We start from the raw sequence: 17,029 nt of genomic DNA, 5'->3' as shown, positions 1-17,029 counted from the left end.
CCTGCCAGGCCCCGAGGCCTCGCGGTGACTTCCAATCGGCCGGCCTAGTTGCTCAGCGATCTCGCACGTAATTCCCGTGCGAGTATTTCAAACACTGAAATCGCGTCGTTCGAATTGCAACGTTTTGAGCACATCTTGAAAACTGACCGATGTAAATTACGTGCGACTTTTGCTCGGGGTTACATCGTTCCTCGTCGTACAGATAACGAGATCCCGCTCGCCGATGTCGTGCGGGGTCTGTGGTCGACGCAGGTCAGGCCGCCGAGCGCTTCAACAGCGCCACGTCAACGCACGCGCCGATCAATGCCGCGACGACGGTGGGGAGGATCCAGCCGAGCTGGTTGGCCTGGAGGGGACTCCACATGAGCAGGGAGTTGATTCGGTCGGTGGCGACGCCGACCTGCGCCAGCGTCGTCGCCCCCGACCAGGCGGCGGCCGTCCACGTGCCCAGGCGGAAGGTCCACATCGCGGGCGTGGCGAGGCGGAAGGGGTGGCTCACGATCGTCATGAAGACGACCGTGATGGCGATCGGATAGAGGAAGGTGATGATCGGCACCGCGATCGCCAGCACTGAGGACAGGCCCGTGGATGCCAGTACGAAGGAGATAAGCGTGAAGAGGATCATCCACGCCCGGTAGGAGATCGAGGGCAGCAAGCGGTTAAAGAACTCCGACGTGGCGGCGATGAGGCCTACGGCGGTCGTCATGCATGCGGTGAGCACGATGAGACCGAAGACTATCTGACCGGGCCAGCCCATCGTCGAGCGCGCCGCATCGGCCAGGAGGCTCGCACCGTCCGTGTAGCTCTGTGCGTTGGGGATGACGTGCCCGATCAGGCCCAGGCCGACGTAGACCACGCCCAGGAGCGCCCCAGCGATCACTGCCGCGGTGGAGGTACGCCGAACGACCTTGGCTCCGATACCGCCGCCCGTGTGCCCCAGCGACGTCACGACGATGATGCCGAAGGCCAGAGCCGCGATGGAATCCATCGTCATGTAGCCTTCCAGCAGGCCGGCGGCCAGAGGGTTGCGGACGTATTCGCCCGTGGGAGCGTCGTGTGAAGCCGGCAGGGACGCCAGGCAGAGGAAGACGAGGAGGACGAGCAGGCCCAGCAGGATCGGGGTGAGCACCTTGCCGAGGCTGTCGATGATGTTGGTCGGGTTCCAACACAGGTAAAAGGCGATGGCGAAGAAGATCAGGTTGAAGATGATCGATGCAACGGTGGACTGTGTGCCGATAATGGGTGCGACGGCCGTGGAAAAGGAGACGGCCCCCGTGCGTGGGAGCGCGTAGAAGGCTCCGATGGAGAGGTAGACCAGCACCGAGAAAACGAGGCCGAAGTACGTGCCCGCGCGGCTGACGAGGTCGCGCATGTCGGTGCCCGACAGGGCGATCGTGATGATGGAGACGACGGGCAGGGCGACGCCGGCGATGAGGAAGCCGATGATCGCGGGGGTAAAGTTCGAGCCGGCGGACGCGCCCATAATCGGCGGGAAAATAAGGTTACCGGCCCCAAAGAACATGGAGAAGAGGGTCAGTGAGGTCGCGATGAGGACCGCGGTACCTGAGCGCTGGGTGGTATCGTCGTTGATTGTGTGCGTCACTGCTACTCGCTGTGTTGTGGGGGCTTTAACAGGACCAATTCTTGCATGAGGGTACGTATGCGCAACCGCAGGGGGGATACGCTGGCGCCATGACGACGTCGCTTTCTTACGGAGAATGCTCCGCCACGCTCCTGCGCCCACTGGGCCCGGCGCGCACAGAGGGCCCCTCCCGCGTGGTCGCGGTCAGCGGTGGGATCGGCTCCGGCAAATCCACGGTGACCGCCGCCTTCGCCTCGTTGGGTGCCATCGTCGCGGACGCCGACGCCATCGCGCGCGAGATCATGGAGCCTGGGCACAGCACCCTCACTGAGGTCGCCGCGCGCTTCGGGGTGGACCTGATTCGGCCTGACGGGACCCTCGATCGCGCGGGCCTCGCGCGTCGTGTCTTCGCCGGTGAGAATGCCGACGAGTGCGTCGCAGCCCTCAATGCCATCACGCACCCCGCCATCGAGCGTCGCGCCTGGCAGATCCTGAGCGCCGCCCCCGCCGGTTCGCTCGCGGTCTATGACGTCCCGCTTCTCGTCGAGGGGGCAGGGGCGGAGCGTTTTGATGCCGTCGTCATCGTCGACGCCCCCATCGAGGCGCGGATCGCGCGCTTGGAGGGCAGGGGAGTGTCGCCCGAGGATGCGCGCGCTCGCATCCGTGCCCAGGCCTCGTCACGCCAGCGCCGCGCTATCGCGCACGTGTGGATCGACAACTGCGGCAGCGCCGAGGACCTGCGGCAGGTCGCGTCCCGGGTGTGGCGGCGCTGGCTGATCGCCGATCTCTAGGGGGCAAACGACGAGGCCGGGGCACACTGTCGCTCGCCGCGCACCCGGGCGGGTCCTCCGCGCGATGTCAGGGCGTGGGCGGTAGCGTAGGGGAGTGAGCGAAACCCCCGTCATCCGCCAGAACAAGCCCTTCGAGGTTATCTCCCCGTACACGCCGTCGGGCGACCAGCCTAAGGCGATCCGAGAGCTGGCCGCGCGCATTCGCGACGGCGAGCAGGACGTCGTCCTCATGGGTGCGACGGGTACGGGTAAGAGCGCGACCACCGCCTGGCTCATCGAGGAGCTGCAACGACCCGCGCTGGTCCTCGAGCCGAACAAGACCCTCGCCGCGCAGCTCGCCGCCGAGTTCCGCGAGCTCCTGCCGGGCAACGCGGTCGAGTACTTCGTGTCCTACTACGACTACTACCAGCCCGAGGCCTACGTCCCTCAGACGGACACGTTCATCGAGAAGGATTCCTCGATCAACGACGAAGTCGAGCGCCTGCGTCACAGCGCTACGAACTCCCTGCTCACCCGCCGTGACACGGTCGTCGTCTCCTCGGTGTCCTGCATCTACGGCCTCGGCACCCCCGAGGAGTACGTGGCGCGCATGATCGAGCTGAGCCGCGGCATGATCATCGATCGCGATGCGTTGCTGCGACGCTTCGTCGCCATGCAGTACGTGCGCAACGACATGGCGTTTACGCGCGGTACCTTCCGCGTGCGCGGTGACACGATCGAGATCATCCCCGTGTATGAGGAACTCGCGATCCGCATCGAGATGTTCGGCGACGAGATTGATTCCCTCGCGGTTCTGCACCCGCTCACGGGCGACGTCATCTCCGAAGTCGACCACACCTACCTGTTCCCCGCCTCGCACTACGTCGCCGGCGAGGAGCGCATGAAGAAGGCGATCGCTTCGATTGAGGACGAGCTCGACGATCGCCTCGCGTGGTTCCGCGGCCAGAACAAGCTCCTCGAGGAGCAGCGCCTGCGCATGCGCACCACCTTCGACCTGGAGATGCTCAAGGAAATCGGGTCGTGCTCGGGCGTGGAAAACTACTCGCGTCACATCGATGGGCGCGGACCCGGCACGCCGCCGCACACCCTCCTGGACTACTTCCCGGACGACTTCCTGCTGATCATCGACGAGTCGCACGTGACCGTCCCCCAGATCGGCGCGATGTTCGAGGGCGACATGTCGCGCAAGCGCACCCTCGTCGACTACGGCTTCCGCCTGCCCTCCGCGATGGACAACCGCCCGCTCAAATGGGATGAGTTCACGGCGCGCATCGGCCAAACCGTCTACCTGTCCGCGACGCCCGGCCCCTACGAGCTCGAACGCTCCGACGGGGTGGTCGAGCAGATTATTCGCCCGACGGGCCTGGTCGATCCGCTCGTCGTCGTCAAGCCCACCGAGGGACAGATCGACGACCTCCTCGAACAGGTACGCCTGCGCGTCGAACGCGACGAGCGCGTCCTTGTCACCACCCTCACGAAGAAGATGGCCGAGGAACTGACCACCTACCTGGCCGAGCGCGGCGTCAAGGTCGAATACCTGCACTCCGACGTCGACACGTTGCGCCGCGTCGAGCTGCTGCGCGAACTGCGCCTGGGTACCTTCGACGTGCTCGTGGGCATCAACCTCTTGCGTGAGGGCCTGGACCTGCCCGAGGTCTCCCTCGTGTCCATCCTCGACGCCGACAAGGAAGGCTTCCTGCGCTCGACCCGCTCGCTCATCCAGACGATCGGTCGCGCCGCACGAAACGTGTCCGGCGAGGTCCACATGTACGCGGACAACATGACCGATTCGATGAACGAGGCCATCTCCGAGACGATGCGCCGTCGCGAGATTCAGATCGCCTACAACAAGGAACACGGCATCGACCCGCAGCCCCTGCGCAAGAAGATCTCCGACGTGACCGACATGCTCGCCCGCGAGCAGGTCGACACGCAGACCCTCCTCGAGGGCGGGTATCGCAAGGAGAAGAGCGCACGCGACCGAGGTGCGGCCGCGACGCCTGCCGTCTCGAATCCTGGTCAGCGCGCGGAGGCCGAGCTCGCCGAACTCATCGAGGAGCTGTCTGCCCAGATGATGACCGCCGCCCAGCACCTCCAGTTCGAGGTCGCGGCGCGCCTACGCGACGAAATCGAGGATCTCAAGAAGGAACTGCGCGCCATGAAGCGCGCCCATTGATCGTGCATGTTGCCCGGGGCGGCCGGACGCCGGATGCGGCTGCGGCCTCGTCCATCGGGAGCGGTCGACACCGTGAAGGCGACAGACGCCACTTGTTATGAATCGCCTGGGATCGGCTACTTCCGACTAGGATAGAGGTGTAAGCGGAGGGGAGTACTCCCACCAACAGTGGCGTCGTCATCACGACGGCCCGCCAACGCGGCGCGGCCTCCGGCGTCACCGGCCAGGATTCCTGGCGGGAGGAGACCTCCGGTACCCGACTCGTACCGGAGGCCCCACGTATGCACGTGCACGCCCTTGCCTGGATCATCCTGGCTGGCATTATTCTGACCATGATCGTCGTCGACATCGTCGGCCACGTCCGCACACCCCACGAACCCACGCTTAAGGAAGCGACCTGGTGGTCCATCGCCTACATTGCGATCGCCCTCATTTTCGGCGCCATCGTCTGGGCAGTCTGGGGGCCACAATACGGACAGGAATACCTGGGCGGCTACATCACCGAAAAAGCCCTCAGCATCGACAATCTCTTCGTCTTTGTCATCATCCTGTCGGCCTTCCGCGTGCCCCGCAAGAACCAGCAGGAGGTCCTGCTAGCGGGTATCGTCATCGCGCTGGTGCTGCGCCTTATCTTCATTCTCGCGGGCGCCGCGCTCATCGAGAACTTCTCGTGGGTGTTCTACCTCTTTGGCGCGTGGCTCATGTGGACCGCGATCAGTCAGGTTCGTGAGGGCATCGGTGGCGACGAGGAGGACGAGGACTACCGCCCGCCGTCGCTCGTGCGTTGGGTGTCGAAGGTCGTGCCCGTCACCGATGGTTTCATCGGCTCGCGCATGCTGTACCGCCACGGCGGACGCACCTACATTACGCCGATGCTGCTGTGCGTCATCGCGATCGGTACGGCCGACGTCATGTTTGCCGTCGATTCGATCCCCGCGATCTACTCGCTGACCTCCGAGGCCTACCTCGTGTTCGCCGCCAACGCGTTCTCGCTGCTGGGGCTGCGCCAGCTCTACTTCCTCATCGACGGCCTGCTCGACCGCATCGTGTTCCTGCACTATGGCCTCGCCGCGATCCTCGGGTTCATTGGCTTCAAGCTCATCAACCACGCGTTGCACACCAACGAGCTGCCCTTCATCAACGGCGGCCACGAGGTCGCGACGGTCCCCGAGCCGTCCATCGCTTTCTCGCTCGGATTCATCGTGGTCACGATCGTGATCACGGTCGCAGCTTCGCTCGTGGCATCTCGCGTTCGGCGCGGAAGCGACGACAGTGCCGCCTGAGAGCGGTAAAATTCGCCGGTCGAATAGTTAAGAGGTATTCATGGTTATTCACCCGTGGGCGTGGGGGATCCTGGCGCTCGTCGCCGTCGGACTCGTTGTGATCGACTTCCTCGGGCACGCACGCAACCCGCATCCACCCACGGCCGCTGAGGCGGCCCGATGGACTCTCTTTTACGTGGGGCTCGCCGCCCTCTTCGGCGTCGGCATCTGGCTGACGAACGGATGGCTGTACGCCCAGGAGTTCTACGCCGGCTGGGCGATGGAGTGGTCGCTGTCGGTCGACAACCTCTTCGTCTTCATTCTCATCCTCAAAGCGTTCCGGGTGCCCCGAGAGAACCAGCAGAAGGCGCTGCTCTTCGGCATCGTCATCGCGCTGGTGCTGCGCCTCGTCTTCATCCTGCTCGGCGCCGCGCTGGTCTCTCGATTCTCGTGGGTGTTCTTCATTTTTGGCGCGTGGCTGCTGTGGACCGCCGTGTCTCAAGTTCGGGAGACTGCCAGGGGCGAAGAGGCGGACGACGAGTACCACGAGAATGGCTTCATTCGCCTCGTGCGGCGCGTCCTGCCGATCACCGACGGTTTCATCGGCAACCGGATGCTCTACCGTCACGGCGGGCACACCTACCTGACGCCCCTGTTTGTCGTCGTGCTGGCCCTGGGCTCCGCGGACCTGATGTTTGCGTTTGATTCGATTCCTGCGATTTTCGGCGTGACCCAGCAGGCGTTCCTGGTCTTCGCCTGCAACGTGTTTGCCCTGATGGGTCTGCGCCAGCTGTTTTTCCTCGTGGACGCGCTGCTGGGCAAGCTCGTCTACCTGGGCTACGGCCTCGGCGTCATCCTGAGCTTTATCGGTATTAAGCTGATTCTTGAGGCGCTGCACGCCAACACCCTCCCGTTTATCAATGGCGGTCGGGGTGTGGAGTGGGCGCCCAACATTTCCGTGTCGGTATCGCTGGGCGTCATCGTCGTGACGCTGGCGGTAACTGTTGTCGCGTCGTTGATACGTACCGCGATGGATGAGGGGGATGCCCGTGAGCGCTGACGTGACGAGCCTCGGCGAGCGCGGCCTGAGTGCGGCAGAGGTCGCGGAGCGCGTCGCCCGCGGCGCGGTTAACCGCGTGAAGGACCGCACGTCGCGTTCCGTGGCATCGATCGTTCGAGAGAACGTGCTGACGCTCTTTAACGCGATCATCGTGGGCGCGTCGATCATCGTGCTGCTGTTCGGTGACCTGCGCGATGGCATCTTCGGCGGCGTGATGATTATCAATGCCGTGATTGGTATCGTCTCCGAGCTGCGCGCAAAGCGCACCTTGGATTCGCTGGCGATCGTGGATGCCCCGCAGGCGAGTGTCCTGCGCGATGGGACCCTGTCGGTCATTCCGGCTCGCGACGTCGTGCTCGACGACGTTATCGAGCTGACGCTCGGCGATCAGGTGAGCGTGGACGGGACGGTCCTGGCCTCCGCGGGCCTCGAGATCGACGAGTCGCTGCTCACCGGCGAATCGCGTCCCGTCAAGAAGAAAGAGGGCGATCAGCTGCTTGCGGGCACGAGCGTCGTGGCCGGCTCGGGGCGCATGGTGGCGACGGCGGTCGGTGAGCGCGTGTACGCGCAAGGCCTGTCTGAGCAGGCGCGCGCCTTCACCCGTACCGTGTCCGAGATTCAGGTGTCGATCAACCGCGTGCTGCAGGTCGTCTCCGTCATGCTGCTCCCGGTCGTTGCGCTGACCTTTTACTCGCAGAACCGTATCGCCGGCGGCTCGGGCGGGGATTGGCGCGAGGCTCTCGTCTTGTCGGTCGCCTCCGTCATCGGCATGATCCCCCAGGGCCTGGTGTTGCTCACGTCGATGAATTTCGCGATCGGATCGGCGACGCTGGCACGCCGGGGCGTCCTCGTTCAGGAGCTTCCGGCCGTCGAGGTGCTGGCCCGCGTCGATTGCCTGTGCTTGGATAAGACGGGCACGCTGACGACGGGTGGCATCCGGGTGCGCGAGGTCGACGTGGTTTCGGGGGACGCGGAGGAGGTGATGCGTGCCCTCGCGAGCGCCTCGTGCGACCGTACCAATGCCACTGCCGAGGCGATCTGGCAGCACCTGGATGGAGCCGAGCAGGCCGGGGCTGTCGAGCGTATCGAGTGGTCCGTTCCCTTCTCCTCGGCCCGCAAGTGGAGCGCGTGGGGGACCGGACGCGAGTCTTGGATCCTGGGTGCGCCCGAGTTCGTTATCGACGAGGCCGTGGCGACGAACGCGGTTCTCCTGGAGCGGGTGCGCGCCATTGCCACTCAGGGGTCCCGCGTCGTGGCGCTGGTTCGTGCGGACGAGGCCGTGATCGACGACGAGCTGCCCGCGCGTCGGACGGTGGCCGCCCTCGTGACGTTGGAGGAGGACCTGCGCGAGGACGCGGCCGAGACTCTTGACTACTTCCGCTCGCAGGGCGTGCACGTGCGCGTCATTTCGGGCGACAACCCGACGACGGTCGGCGCGCTGGCAGCCCAGGCGGGCTTGACGGCGCCCGACGGTTCGCCCGCTCGCCTCATGGACGCGCGCGACCTTCCCGAGGACCTGACCTCGGAGGCGTTCAACAACGCGATCGAGAGTCACGACGTGTTCGGGCGCGTGACGCCCGAACAGAAGCGGGCCATGGTGGGTGCCCTGCAGGCGCGCGATCACTGCGTGGCCATGACGGGCGACGGCGTGAACGACGCCCTGGCGCTCAAGGACGCCGACCTCGGTATCGCGATGGGCAACGGTACGCAGGCCACGAAGGCGGTCGCGCAGATCGTGCTCGTTGACTCGAAGTTTTCTGTCCTGCCCGGGGTCTTGTCGGAGGGGCGACGCATCATCGCGAACATGGAGCGCGTGTCTTCGCTGTTCCTCGCGAAGACCACCTACGCGGCGGTGCTGGTGATCGTCACCGCCCTGGTCGGTTGGCGCTATCCGTTCCTGCCGCGCCAGTTCAGCTACATCGACTCGCTGACGATCGGTATCCCCGCGTTTTTCCTGGCGCTGTGGCCCAACCCGCGCCGCTACGTGCCCGGATTCCTGAGGCGTACCCTGTCGCTCGCGATGCCCACGGGCTTCATCCTGGCGGCGGCTGCGCTGACCGCGTTCGGCATCGTCGATGGCCCACCGATCGCGCGCGAGTCCACCGCCGCGATCCTGTCCCTCATGCTGGGCGCCATCTGGCTGCTCGTGATCACCTCGCGACCCCTGTCGCTGTGGAAGTGGGTCCTACTGGTGAGCGTTATCTCCGCGACGGTCGGCGGCGTTCTGTTGCCGCCGGTGCGCGGTTTCTTCTCGATGGTCGCGCCCACCGGATACGAGTGGCTCGTGATCGCGTGTGTCGGCGCGTGCGCCGCCGCCCTCATCGAGATCGCTCAGCGCATCTTCTACGCGCGCCAATTCGCCCGCTCGATCCAGGAGTAGGGGGGCGGATACGAGGCGAGGCCAGTGTCGGGTATCAACCCGGCCCCGGCCTCGTTCGCGACGTGCGATCAGAACGCCCGAATGACGGGGTTCCACTCGCGGATGAGGCGCGCCTGGATAACCTCGGCGACGTAGAAAGGATCCTCGTTGAGGATGCGCTCGACGTCAGCCTGGGTTTCGGCGTTGATGAGGATGAGAGCGCCGGGGATCTCGCCAACGAGTGGCCCGGACGCAATGTTGATTCCCTGCTCGAGCAGGCCGGACAGGAACGCGCGGTGCGTCGGGCGAACCTCGTCCATGGTCTGCGTCATCGAGGGGTTGTACACGTATTCAACTGCATAGTAAGCCATACGCATAACACTAGCCCTGATCCGCGCTTTTGCCTAGGGGGCGGATAGGATCGAAGGGTGCATGACAAGCTAATCATCCAGGGCGCCCGCGAACACAACCTTAAGGACGTGAACCTCGAGCTGCCCCGCGACTCCATGATCGTCTTCACCGGCCTGTCCGGATCCGGTAAATCATCCCTCGCTTTCGACACGATTTTCGCCGAGGGACAGCGCCGTTACGTGGAATCGCTCTCCTCCTACGCGCGCCAGTTCCTCGGCCAGATGGACAAGCCCGACGTGGACTTTATCGAAGGCCTGTCACCCGCTGTTTCCATCGACCAGAAGTCCACCTCGCGCAACCCGCGCTCGACCGTCGGCACGATCACGGAGATCCACGACTACCTGCGTCTGCTCTACGCCCGCGCCGGCGTCGCGCACTGCCCCGAGTGCGGGGCCCGCATCCAGGCGCAGACGCCCCAGCAGATCGTCGATCGCGTGCGCACGATGGACGAGGGCACGCGCTTCCAGGTCCTCTCCCCGGTCGTGCGCGGACGCAAGGGCGAGTACCAGGACCTCATCGACGAGCTTCGTTCGGAGGGCTACACCCGCGCGATCATCGACGGTGAGATGGTGCGCCTTGAAAATGCCCCCAAGCTGGAGAAAAAGCTCAAGCACACCATCGAGGTCGTTGTCGACCGCCTCGTCGTGCGCGACGGGATGCGCCAGCGCCTGACCGACTCCGTCGAGACCGCGCTGCGTCTCTCCGACGGCCTGGTCGTCATCGACTGCGTGGATCTGGACGAGGACGATCCTGAGCGCCGCCGCCGCTTCTCCGAGAAGCGCGCATGCCCCAACGATCACCCGCTGCTGCTCGACGAGATCGAGCCGCGCACTTTCTCCTTCAACGCCCCCTACGGTGCCTGTCCGGACTGCTCGGGCCTGGGCTTCCGCCTCGAGGTCGATCCCGAGCTGGTCGTCCCCGACGAGGAACTCTCCCTCGCCGACGGAGCGGTGATCCCCTGGAACTCGAACTTCAAGTACCACAAGAAGCTCCTCGAATCCCTGTCCAAGGAGCTGGGCTTCGCGATGGGCACGCCGTGGAAGAACCTGCCGAAGAAGGTCAAGGACGCCGTCCTGTACGGCAAGGATTACGAGGTCACCGTCAAGTTCCGCAACCGCTGGGGGCGCGAGCGCTCCTACACGACGGGATTTGAGGGTGCGGTCAACTACATCGAGCGCAAGCGTGAGGAGACCGAGTCGGCCGCCGTGTCCGAGAAGCTCGACTCCTACATGCGCGAGATTCCGTGCCCGACGTGCCACGGTGCGCGCCTCAAGCCTGAGGTTCTCGCCGTGCACATCGGGGACAAGTCGATCGCCGAGCTTTCCAACATGTCGATCTCGGAGGCGCGCGAATTCCTCGCGACAGTGGAGCTCGAGCAGCGCGCACGTTCGATCGCCGAGCCGATCCTCACCGAGATCGAGGCCCGCCTGGCCTTCCTCGTGGACGTCGGGCTCACCTACCTGACGCTCTCGCGCGGCGCTGGAACGCTGTCGGGCGGCGAGGCACAGCGTATCCGGCTGGCCACACAGATCGGCTCCGGCCTCGTCGGCGTCCTGTACGTCCTCGACGAACCCTCGATCGGCCTGCACCAGCGCGACAACCGCAAGCTCATCGCGACCCTGGAGCGCCTGCGGGATCTGGGCAACACGCTCATCGTCGTCGAGCACGACGAGGAGACGATGGAAGAGGCCGACTGGATCGTCGATATCGGCCCCGGTGCTGGCGAAACCGGCGGGTGGGTCGTCCACTCGGGTCCGCTGGCCGAGCTGCTTGAGAACCGCAAGTCGCTGACCGGACAGTACCTGTCGGGCAAGCGCCGCATCATCGTGCCGCCGACGCGTCGCCCGATCGACAAGAAGCGCGTCGTGACCGTCAAGGGCGCGCGGGAAAACAACCTGAAGAATATCGACGTGTCCTTCCCGCTCGGTGTTTTTACAGCCGTCACAGGCGTGTCCGGCTCCGGTAAGTCGACGCTCGTCAACGCCATCCTGTACCGCACCCTGGCCTCGCGCCTCAACGGCGCGCGCATGGTTCCCGGCCGCCACCGCACGATCACGGGCATCGAGCAGCTCGACAAGGTCGTGCACGTGGATCAGAGCCCGATCGGTCGCACGCCGCGCTCGAACCCGGCGACCTACACGGGCGTGTGGGACCAGATCCGCAAGCTCTTCGCCGAGACGCAGGAGGCGAAGGTGCGCGGCTACGGCCCGGGACGCTTCTCCTTCAATGTCAAGGGTGGTCGCTGCGAGTCCTGCAAGGGAGACGGCACCCTGAAGATCGAGATGAACTTCCTGCCCGACGTGTACGTGCCCTGCGAGGTCTGCCATGGCGCGCGCTACAACCGCGAGACTCTCGAGGTCGAGTACAAGGGCAAGACGGTCGCGGACGTGCTCAACATGCCCATTTCGGAGGCCGCGGAGTTCTTTGCCCCGATCTCGCGCATCGCCCGCCACCTCAACACGCTCGTGGAGGTGGGCCTGGGCTATGTGCGCCTCGGCCAGAGCGCGACGACCCTGTCGGGCGGCGAGGCGCAGCGTGTGAAGCTGGCCTCTGAGCTGCAGCGGCGGTCGACCGGCCGCACGGTGTACGTGCTCGACGAGCCCACGACCGGCCTGCACTCCGAGGACATCCGCAAGCTGTTGCTGGTCCTGCAGTCCCTGGCGGACAAGGGCAATACGGTCATCGTCATCGAGCACAACCTGGACGTCATCAAGAGCGCCGACTGGATCATCGACATGGGTCCCGAGGGCGGCGCCGGCGGTGGCACTCTCGTCGCGCAGGGGACACCCGAGGAGGTCGCGACGGTGAAGGAATCATTCACCGGGCAGTACCTCGCCGAGGTCCTCGCGAAGGAGGCCGCGCGCGACTCCGCTGCTTCGCGGAAGTAATGGTTAGTATGGAGCTCATGAACCCCGCATACGGCCTCTACGGCTTCTCCTATTTCTGGCCCGCATGGGTCCACCTCATCGTGGTGGCGCTCATGGTGGTGTCCGGCGCACTCACGCTCAAGGCCCTCGCGGCCCGCTCGGCCGGGCGCAGCCGCGTCTACGGGCTGGGCTGCGGTTTCGTCGCCGGGCTGGGCAACCTGTGCCTGAGCGTGACGGCCCAAGCGGAGGCTCGCCACGTGTGGCACCTGGGCACGGTTATCGCGATCTACGCGGTCGTCGCTGTGCTTGTGATCATGTCGCTCTTTATGTTGTGGAGCAGCGACAGTGACGGCTTCTTGTGGTCCCGCGCCTTCCATACATTCCTTCTTGTCGGCGTCGTCGCCTCGGCTGCGCTGGAGATTACCCGGCGCACGCTGATGTGGATTCCGCTTCCGGTCATCGGCGTGGCAGTCCTCCTCGCGCTCTTCGCCGCTTTCGTCGTCGGGCGCAACACCGCCGACTAACCGCGCCTGCGCATACGACTCGGCCCCGACCTCGTCGATGAACGAGGCCGGGGCCGCTTCGTGTTGACGGAGGGTCCGCGTGCCTTGCCGGGTTACTCCTGCTTCTTCGCGGCCTCGCCCGACGCGTACAGGGCGTCGACCTCGTCGGCGTAGTCGGCCAGGACGCGGCGGCGCTTCAGCTTGAGGGAGGGCGTCATGTAGCCGTTCTCCACGGTGAAGGCCGCGTTCACGATGCGGTAGCGGCGGATCGACTCGGCGCGCGAGACGGCCTTGTTGGCGCGGGCGATCGCCTTCTCGAGAGACTCGCGCACCTCGGGCAGGTTCGCGGCCTGCGCCGCATCCACGACGGGCAGGCCGTGGGTCGAGAGCCACTCGGGCAGCATCTCCGTGTCCAGGGCGATGAGCGCGCCAATGTAGGGGCGGTTGTCGCCGACCACGATGATGTTCGCGATGAGCGGGTGCGTCGACAGGGATTCTTCGAGGATCTCGGGGGACACGTTCTTGCCGCCCGCGGTGACGATAAGTTCCTTCTTACGGCCCGTGATACGCAGGTGCCCGCGATCGTCAATCGAGGCGAGGTCACCCGTCTTGAACCAGCCGTCGACGTAGGCCTCGGCCGTGGCCTCGGGCAGGTTGTGGTAGCCCTTCGACACGGAGATACCGCGCACGAGCAGCTCGCCGTCGGGGGCGATCGTCATCCGGTTGCCTGGCCAGGGGAAGCCCACCGAGTCCGGGGGGAAGTCCTGCGGCGTCTCCACGGAGATAGGGCCGGTCGTCTCGGACAGGCCGTAGCCCTGGAGGAGCGTGATGCCCAAGCCCCGATAGAAGTTTGCCAGGTCGAGGGCCAGGGGAGCTCCACCAGAGATGATCGTGTGCAGGTTCGGGCCCAGGATCGCGCGGACCTTCGACAGGACGAGCGCGTCGGCGACGCGGGCGCGCAGCTTCAGCGCGGACGACGGGCCAGGGGAGGGCATCGCCGAGGCATCGGGGACGGGCGTCGTGTCGGGGCCGGGACCAGCGACCGCGGACTCGGGCAGGGGAGAGTCCACGTAGGCGGTGGCCTTGGACAGGGCGCGCGCCTGCTTGGCGGCCCAGGAGAACATGCGCCCCTTCACGCCTCCACCGGCCTTCGCGGCGGCAGCGTTGTAGACCTTCTCCATGACGCGCGGAACCACGAGGAGCATCGTCGGCTTAAAGGTCGCGATGTCGTTGACGAGGTTACGGGTGTCCGGGGAGAAAGCGGTGACTCCCTGACCGGCGAGCAGGCAGTACATGACGAAGCGCGCCAGGACGTGGGCGACCGGCAGGAAGAGCAACGAGCGCGACTTCGGGTCGTTGATGAGGACGGGCAGGAAGTCGTAGGCCTGCAGCATCGGCGAGATGAAGTTGCCGTGCGTGAGTACGACGCCCTTGGGCATACCGGTCGTGCCGGAAGTGTAGATGACCGTCGCCTCGTCGTGAAGCGTCACGGCGTCGGTGCGCTCGCGAACCTGCTCGACCGTGACCCCCTGGGCGGCGCCGGTCAGGACGCGCTCGGCGCCGCGGTCGAGGGAGAGGATATGGCGCACGCCGTCGGTGCGCACGGACTCGACCAACTCGGCCTGCTGCGTGGTGGCCGTGATGACGATGCGCACGTCGGCGTCTGCGAGGATATGGGCGATCTGCTGCGCGGAATCCGTCTCGTAGATGGGCACGGTGATCGCGCCGCAGGACAGGGCGGCCACGTCGATGAGGGCCCACTCATACGAGGTCGGGGCCAGGATCGCCAGGTGGTCGCCCGCCTCGAGGCCGATGCCGATGAGGCCACGCGCGATAGAGTCGGCTTCGCCGAGGAACGTCTCCATGGTCACGCGGCGCCATGCGCCGACGTTGGATCGGCGCTCGATCGCGACCTGCCCGGGGTGGCGCTCGACGCGCTGATGGAGCATCTTGGGTAGGTTCATGTCCTCGGTGGCCTCGCGCGTGGCGATCGACTCCCATGAGCCGTCGGCGAGCCTGCGTACCGTCATTGCGGTCCTTTCGTGGGGTGGGCGCTGTGCGCCGTGCGTGGTGAGATCAGTTCTTCTTGGCGCGGCGGAAGAAGCCGTGCTTCTTTGCCGGCTCCGCGGAGACGGGGCCGCCGTACAGGGCGTCGACCTCGTAGGCGTAGTCGGTCAGGACCTTGCGGCGGCGCAGCTTCATCGACGGCGTCACGTAGCCGTTTTCGACGGTGAAGGTGGCGTCGATGATGCGGAACTTACGGATCGACTCGGCGCGGGAGACGGCCTTGTTGGCGCGTTCGACTGCCTTTTCGAGGGACTCGCGCACGGCGGGCAGCTCGGCCGCCTCGGTGGGCGAGCACTGCGCCAGGCCGTGCTTGGAGAGCCAATCCGGCAGCATGTCGGCGTCGAGAGTGAAGAGCGCGCCGACGTAGGGGCGCTGGTCGCCCACCACGATGACGTTGGCGATGAGCGGGTGCGTGGCCAGGGAGTCCTCGAGGACCTCGGGGGAGACGTTCTTGCCGCCCGCGGTGACGATCAGTTCCTTCTTGCGCCCGGTGATGGTGAGCTGGCCCTTGCGGTCGATTGAGCCCAGGTCGCCCGTGTGGAACCAGGTGCCGTCGGGCATGACCTCGGCGGTCTGCTCGGGCAGGTGGTAGTAGCCGGGCATGACGGACTGGCCGCGCACGAGGATCTCGCCGTCCTTGGCGATCTTGATGAAGTTGCCGGGCAGGGGCAGGCCGACGCCGCCGATCGGGTTCTTGCCGATGTGCTGGACGGCGATCGGGCCGGTCGTCTCGGACAGGCCGTAGCCCTGGATGAGGGTAATGCCCATGCCCGCGTAGAAGTGGGCGAGGTCGGTGGCCAGGGGAGCGCCGCCGGAGACGATGTAGCGCAGGTTGGGGCCGAGCACCGTGCGGATCTTCTTCAAAACGAGGGCGTCGGCGATGCCGTGGCGGATCTTCTTGAAGGGGCCGGGACCGAAAGTCTTCTCGGACGCGAGGGAGTAGGTGCGGGCCTGCTTGGCACTCCACGCGAACATGCGACCCTTGATGCCACCGCCCGCCTTGGAGGAGGCGGCGTTGTAGACCTTCTCGAGGACGCGGGGCACGACGAGGAGCACGGAAGGCTTGAAGGCCTGGATGTCGGGCAGCAGATTCTTGATGGAGGGGGAGAAGCCGAGGACGCCCTGGCCGGAGAGGATGACGTGCATGACGAGTCGGGCGAGCACGTGGGCGACGGGCAGGAAGAGCAGGAGGCGGGTCTCGGGGGAGTCGATGACCTCGCCGAGCACTTGGCGCGCACCCTGCGCGGTTGCGACGAAGTTCGCGTGCGTGAGGGCCACGCCCTTGGGGCTGCCGGTCGTGCCGGAGGTGTAGATGATGGTCGCGATGTCGGATGAGGATACGGCGGCGCGTCGGCGTTCGACGTCCTCGATGGTGACGTTCGTGGCGGCGCGCGCGACCTTGCGCAGGGCGCCCTGGTCGAAGGAGTCGACCGAGAGCGTGAAGGACGGCGCGGCCGAGCGCACGAGCTCGGCCTGCTGGGTTGTGGCCGTGAAGACGCGGGTGACGTGCGCGTCGGTGAGGATGTGCTGGATCTGGGAGGCGGAATCGGACTCGTAGATCGGGACGGTGATCGCGCCGACGGACAGGAGTGCGAGGTCCAGGAGGAGCCACTCGTACGAGGTGGAGGCGAGGATCGCGACCGCGTGCCCCTGCTCGACTCCGAGGCCGATGAGGCCACAGGCGGTGTAGTCGACCTGGCGCTGGAGTTCGCCGGCGGTCAGGGAGCGCGTGGAGCCAACGGAGGAGCGCTGCTCGAGGGCGACCTGCTTGGGGAACGTGGCGGCCCGCTTGGCGAGCATGTCGGGGATGATGTCGTGCTCCCCGACCTTGTAGGCCGGCTTGATCGTGTAGGAGCCGTCACGCATGCGTTTCATCGTGTCCTCCGGGATGTCGGTTCAAAGACTGAACAACAGGTTCGATGTGAGTCTACTGGTTGTGGCGCGGCCCCCG

11 protein-coding genes are annotated in these 17,029 nt (G+C 65.9%); 7 read left to right on the top strand and 4 right to left on the bottom strand.

The window, feature by feature from the left end:
* Positions 1-253 precede the first annotated feature (253 nt).
* A complete protein-coding gene (brnQ, locus tag QU663_RS05790; RefSeq protein ID WP_021611212.1) occupies positions 254-1,603 on the bottom strand; it encodes a branched-chain amino acid transport system II carrier protein in 1,350 nt (449 codons plus the stop codon).
* Between the two features lie 89 nt (positions 1,604-1,692).
* On the opposite strand from brnQ, the gene coaE reads away from it, so the two are divergent.
* The 5 genes from coaE to QU663_RS05765 all read left to right on the top strand — a co-directional run bounded on the left by coaE (position 1,693) and on the right by QU663_RS05765 (position 9,251).
* Positions 1,693-2,373 carry a dephospho-CoA kinase gene (coaE, locus tag QU663_RS05785; RefSeq protein ID WP_021611213.1) on the top strand — a complete coding sequence of 227 codons (681 nt, stop codon included), beginning with the start codon at positions 1,693-1,695 and terminating at the stop codon, positions 2,371-2,373.
* Between the two features lie 94 nt (positions 2,374-2,467).
* Positions 2,468-4,549 (top strand): excinuclease ABC subunit UvrB, encoded by a 2,082-nt coding sequence (gene uvrB / locus QU663_RS05780; RefSeq protein ID WP_021611214.1) that lies wholly within the window; start codon positions 2,468-2,470, stop codon positions 4,547-4,549.
* Between the two features lie 281 nt (positions 4,550-4,830).
* Positions 4,831-5,832 carry a TerC family protein gene (locus QU663_RS05775; RefSeq protein WP_021611215.1) on the top strand — a complete coding sequence of 334 codons (1,002 nt, stop codon included), beginning with the start codon at positions 4,831-4,833 and terminating at the stop codon, positions 5,830-5,832.
* Between the two features lie 40 nt (positions 5,833-5,872).
* Positions 5,873-6,871: a TerC/Alx family metal homeostasis membrane protein gene (locus QU663_RS05770; RefSeq protein ID WP_021611216.1), complete on the top strand. Its 999-nt coding sequence runs from the start codon at positions 5,873-5,875 to the stop codon at positions 6,869-6,871.
* Entirely contained in the window at positions 6,855-9,251 is a 2,397-nt protein-coding gene (locus QU663_RS05765; RefSeq protein WP_370465099.1) for a cation-translocating P-type ATPase, read from the top strand. Before QU663_RS05770 ends, QU663_RS05765 begins: the two co-directional genes overlap by 17 nt.
* 68 nt (positions 9,252-9,319) lie before the next feature.
* On the opposite strand, the gene QU663_RS05760 is transcribed toward QU663_RS05765, so the two are convergent.
* A complete protein-coding gene (locus QU663_RS05760) occupies positions 9,320-9,601 on the bottom strand; it encodes a YciI family protein (protein ID WP_034480602.1) in 282 nt (93 codons plus the stop codon).
* Positions 9,602-9,658: 57 nt separating this feature from the next.
* On the opposite strand from QU663_RS05760, the gene uvrA reads away from it, so the two are divergent.
* Entirely contained in the window at positions 9,659-12,529 is a 2,871-nt protein-coding gene (gene uvrA / locus QU663_RS05755; RefSeq protein ID WP_021611219.1) for an excinuclease ABC subunit UvrA, read from the top strand.
* A 17-nt stretch (positions 12,530-12,546) separates the two neighbouring features.
* Positions 12,547-13,032, top strand: a complete 486-nt coding sequence (locus QU663_RS05750) for a polysaccharide transporter (RefSeq protein ID WP_232210910.1) — start codon at positions 12,547-12,549, stop codon at positions 13,030-13,032.
* A 92-nt stretch (positions 13,033-13,124) separates the two neighbouring features.
* Here the strand turns inward: QU663_RS05750 and QU663_RS05745 are convergent, their stop codons facing one another.
* Together QU663_RS05745 and QU663_RS05740 are read right to left on the bottom strand one after the other, a co-directional pair.
* Positions 13,125-15,041: a long-chain fatty acid--CoA ligase gene (locus QU663_RS05745; RefSeq protein ID WP_021611221.1), complete on the bottom strand. Its 1,917-nt coding sequence runs from the start codon at positions 15,039-15,041 to the stop codon at positions 13,125-13,127.
* A gap of 46 nt (positions 15,042-15,087) precedes the next feature.
* On the bottom strand, positions 15,088-16,953 hold the full coding sequence (locus QU663_RS05740) for a long-chain fatty acid--CoA ligase (RefSeq protein ID WP_021611222.1): 1,866 nt from the start codon (positions 16,951-16,953) through the stop codon (positions 15,088-15,090).
* Positions 16,954-17,029: the final 76 nt, after the last annotated feature.

This window comes from Schaalia sp. HMT-172 (assembly GCF_030644365.1).
Taxonomy (GTDB): domain Bacteria; phylum Actinomycetota; class Actinomycetes; order Actinomycetales; family Actinomycetaceae; genus Pauljensenia.
This window is presented reverse-complemented; position numbering and strand designations above follow the sequence as displayed.

Coding starts and splice junctions, on each gene's coding strand:
- QU663_RS05750 (WP_232210910.1), top strand. CDS start 12,547: ATGAACCCCGCATACGGCCTCTACGGCTTCTCCTATTTCTGGCCCGCA.
- QU663_RS05765 (WP_370465099.1), top strand. CDS start 6,855: ATGCCCGTGAGCGCTGACGTGACGAGCCTCGGCGAGCGCGGCCTGAGT.
- QU663_RS05770 (WP_021611216.1), top strand. CDS start 5,873: ATGGTTATTCACCCGTGGGCGTGGGGGATCCTGGCGCTCGTCGCCGTC.
- QU663_RS05775 (WP_021611215.1), top strand. CDS start 4,831: ATGCACGTGCACGCCCTTGCCTGGATCATCCTGGCTGGCATTATTCTG.
- coaE (WP_021611213.1), top strand. CDS start 1,693: ATGACGACGTCGCTTTCTTACGGAGAATGCTCCGCCACGCTCCTGCGC.
- QU663_RS05740 (WP_021611222.1), bottom strand. CDS start 16,953: ATGAAACGCATGCGTGACGGCTCCTACACGATCAAGCCGGCCTACAAG.
- QU663_RS05745 (WP_021611221.1), bottom strand. CDS start 15,041: ATGACGGTACGCAGGCTCGCCGACGGCTCATGGGAGTCGATCGCCACG.
- QU663_RS05760 (WP_034480602.1), bottom strand. CDS start 9,601: ATGGCTTACTATGCAGTTGAATACGTGTACAACCCCTCGATGACGCAG.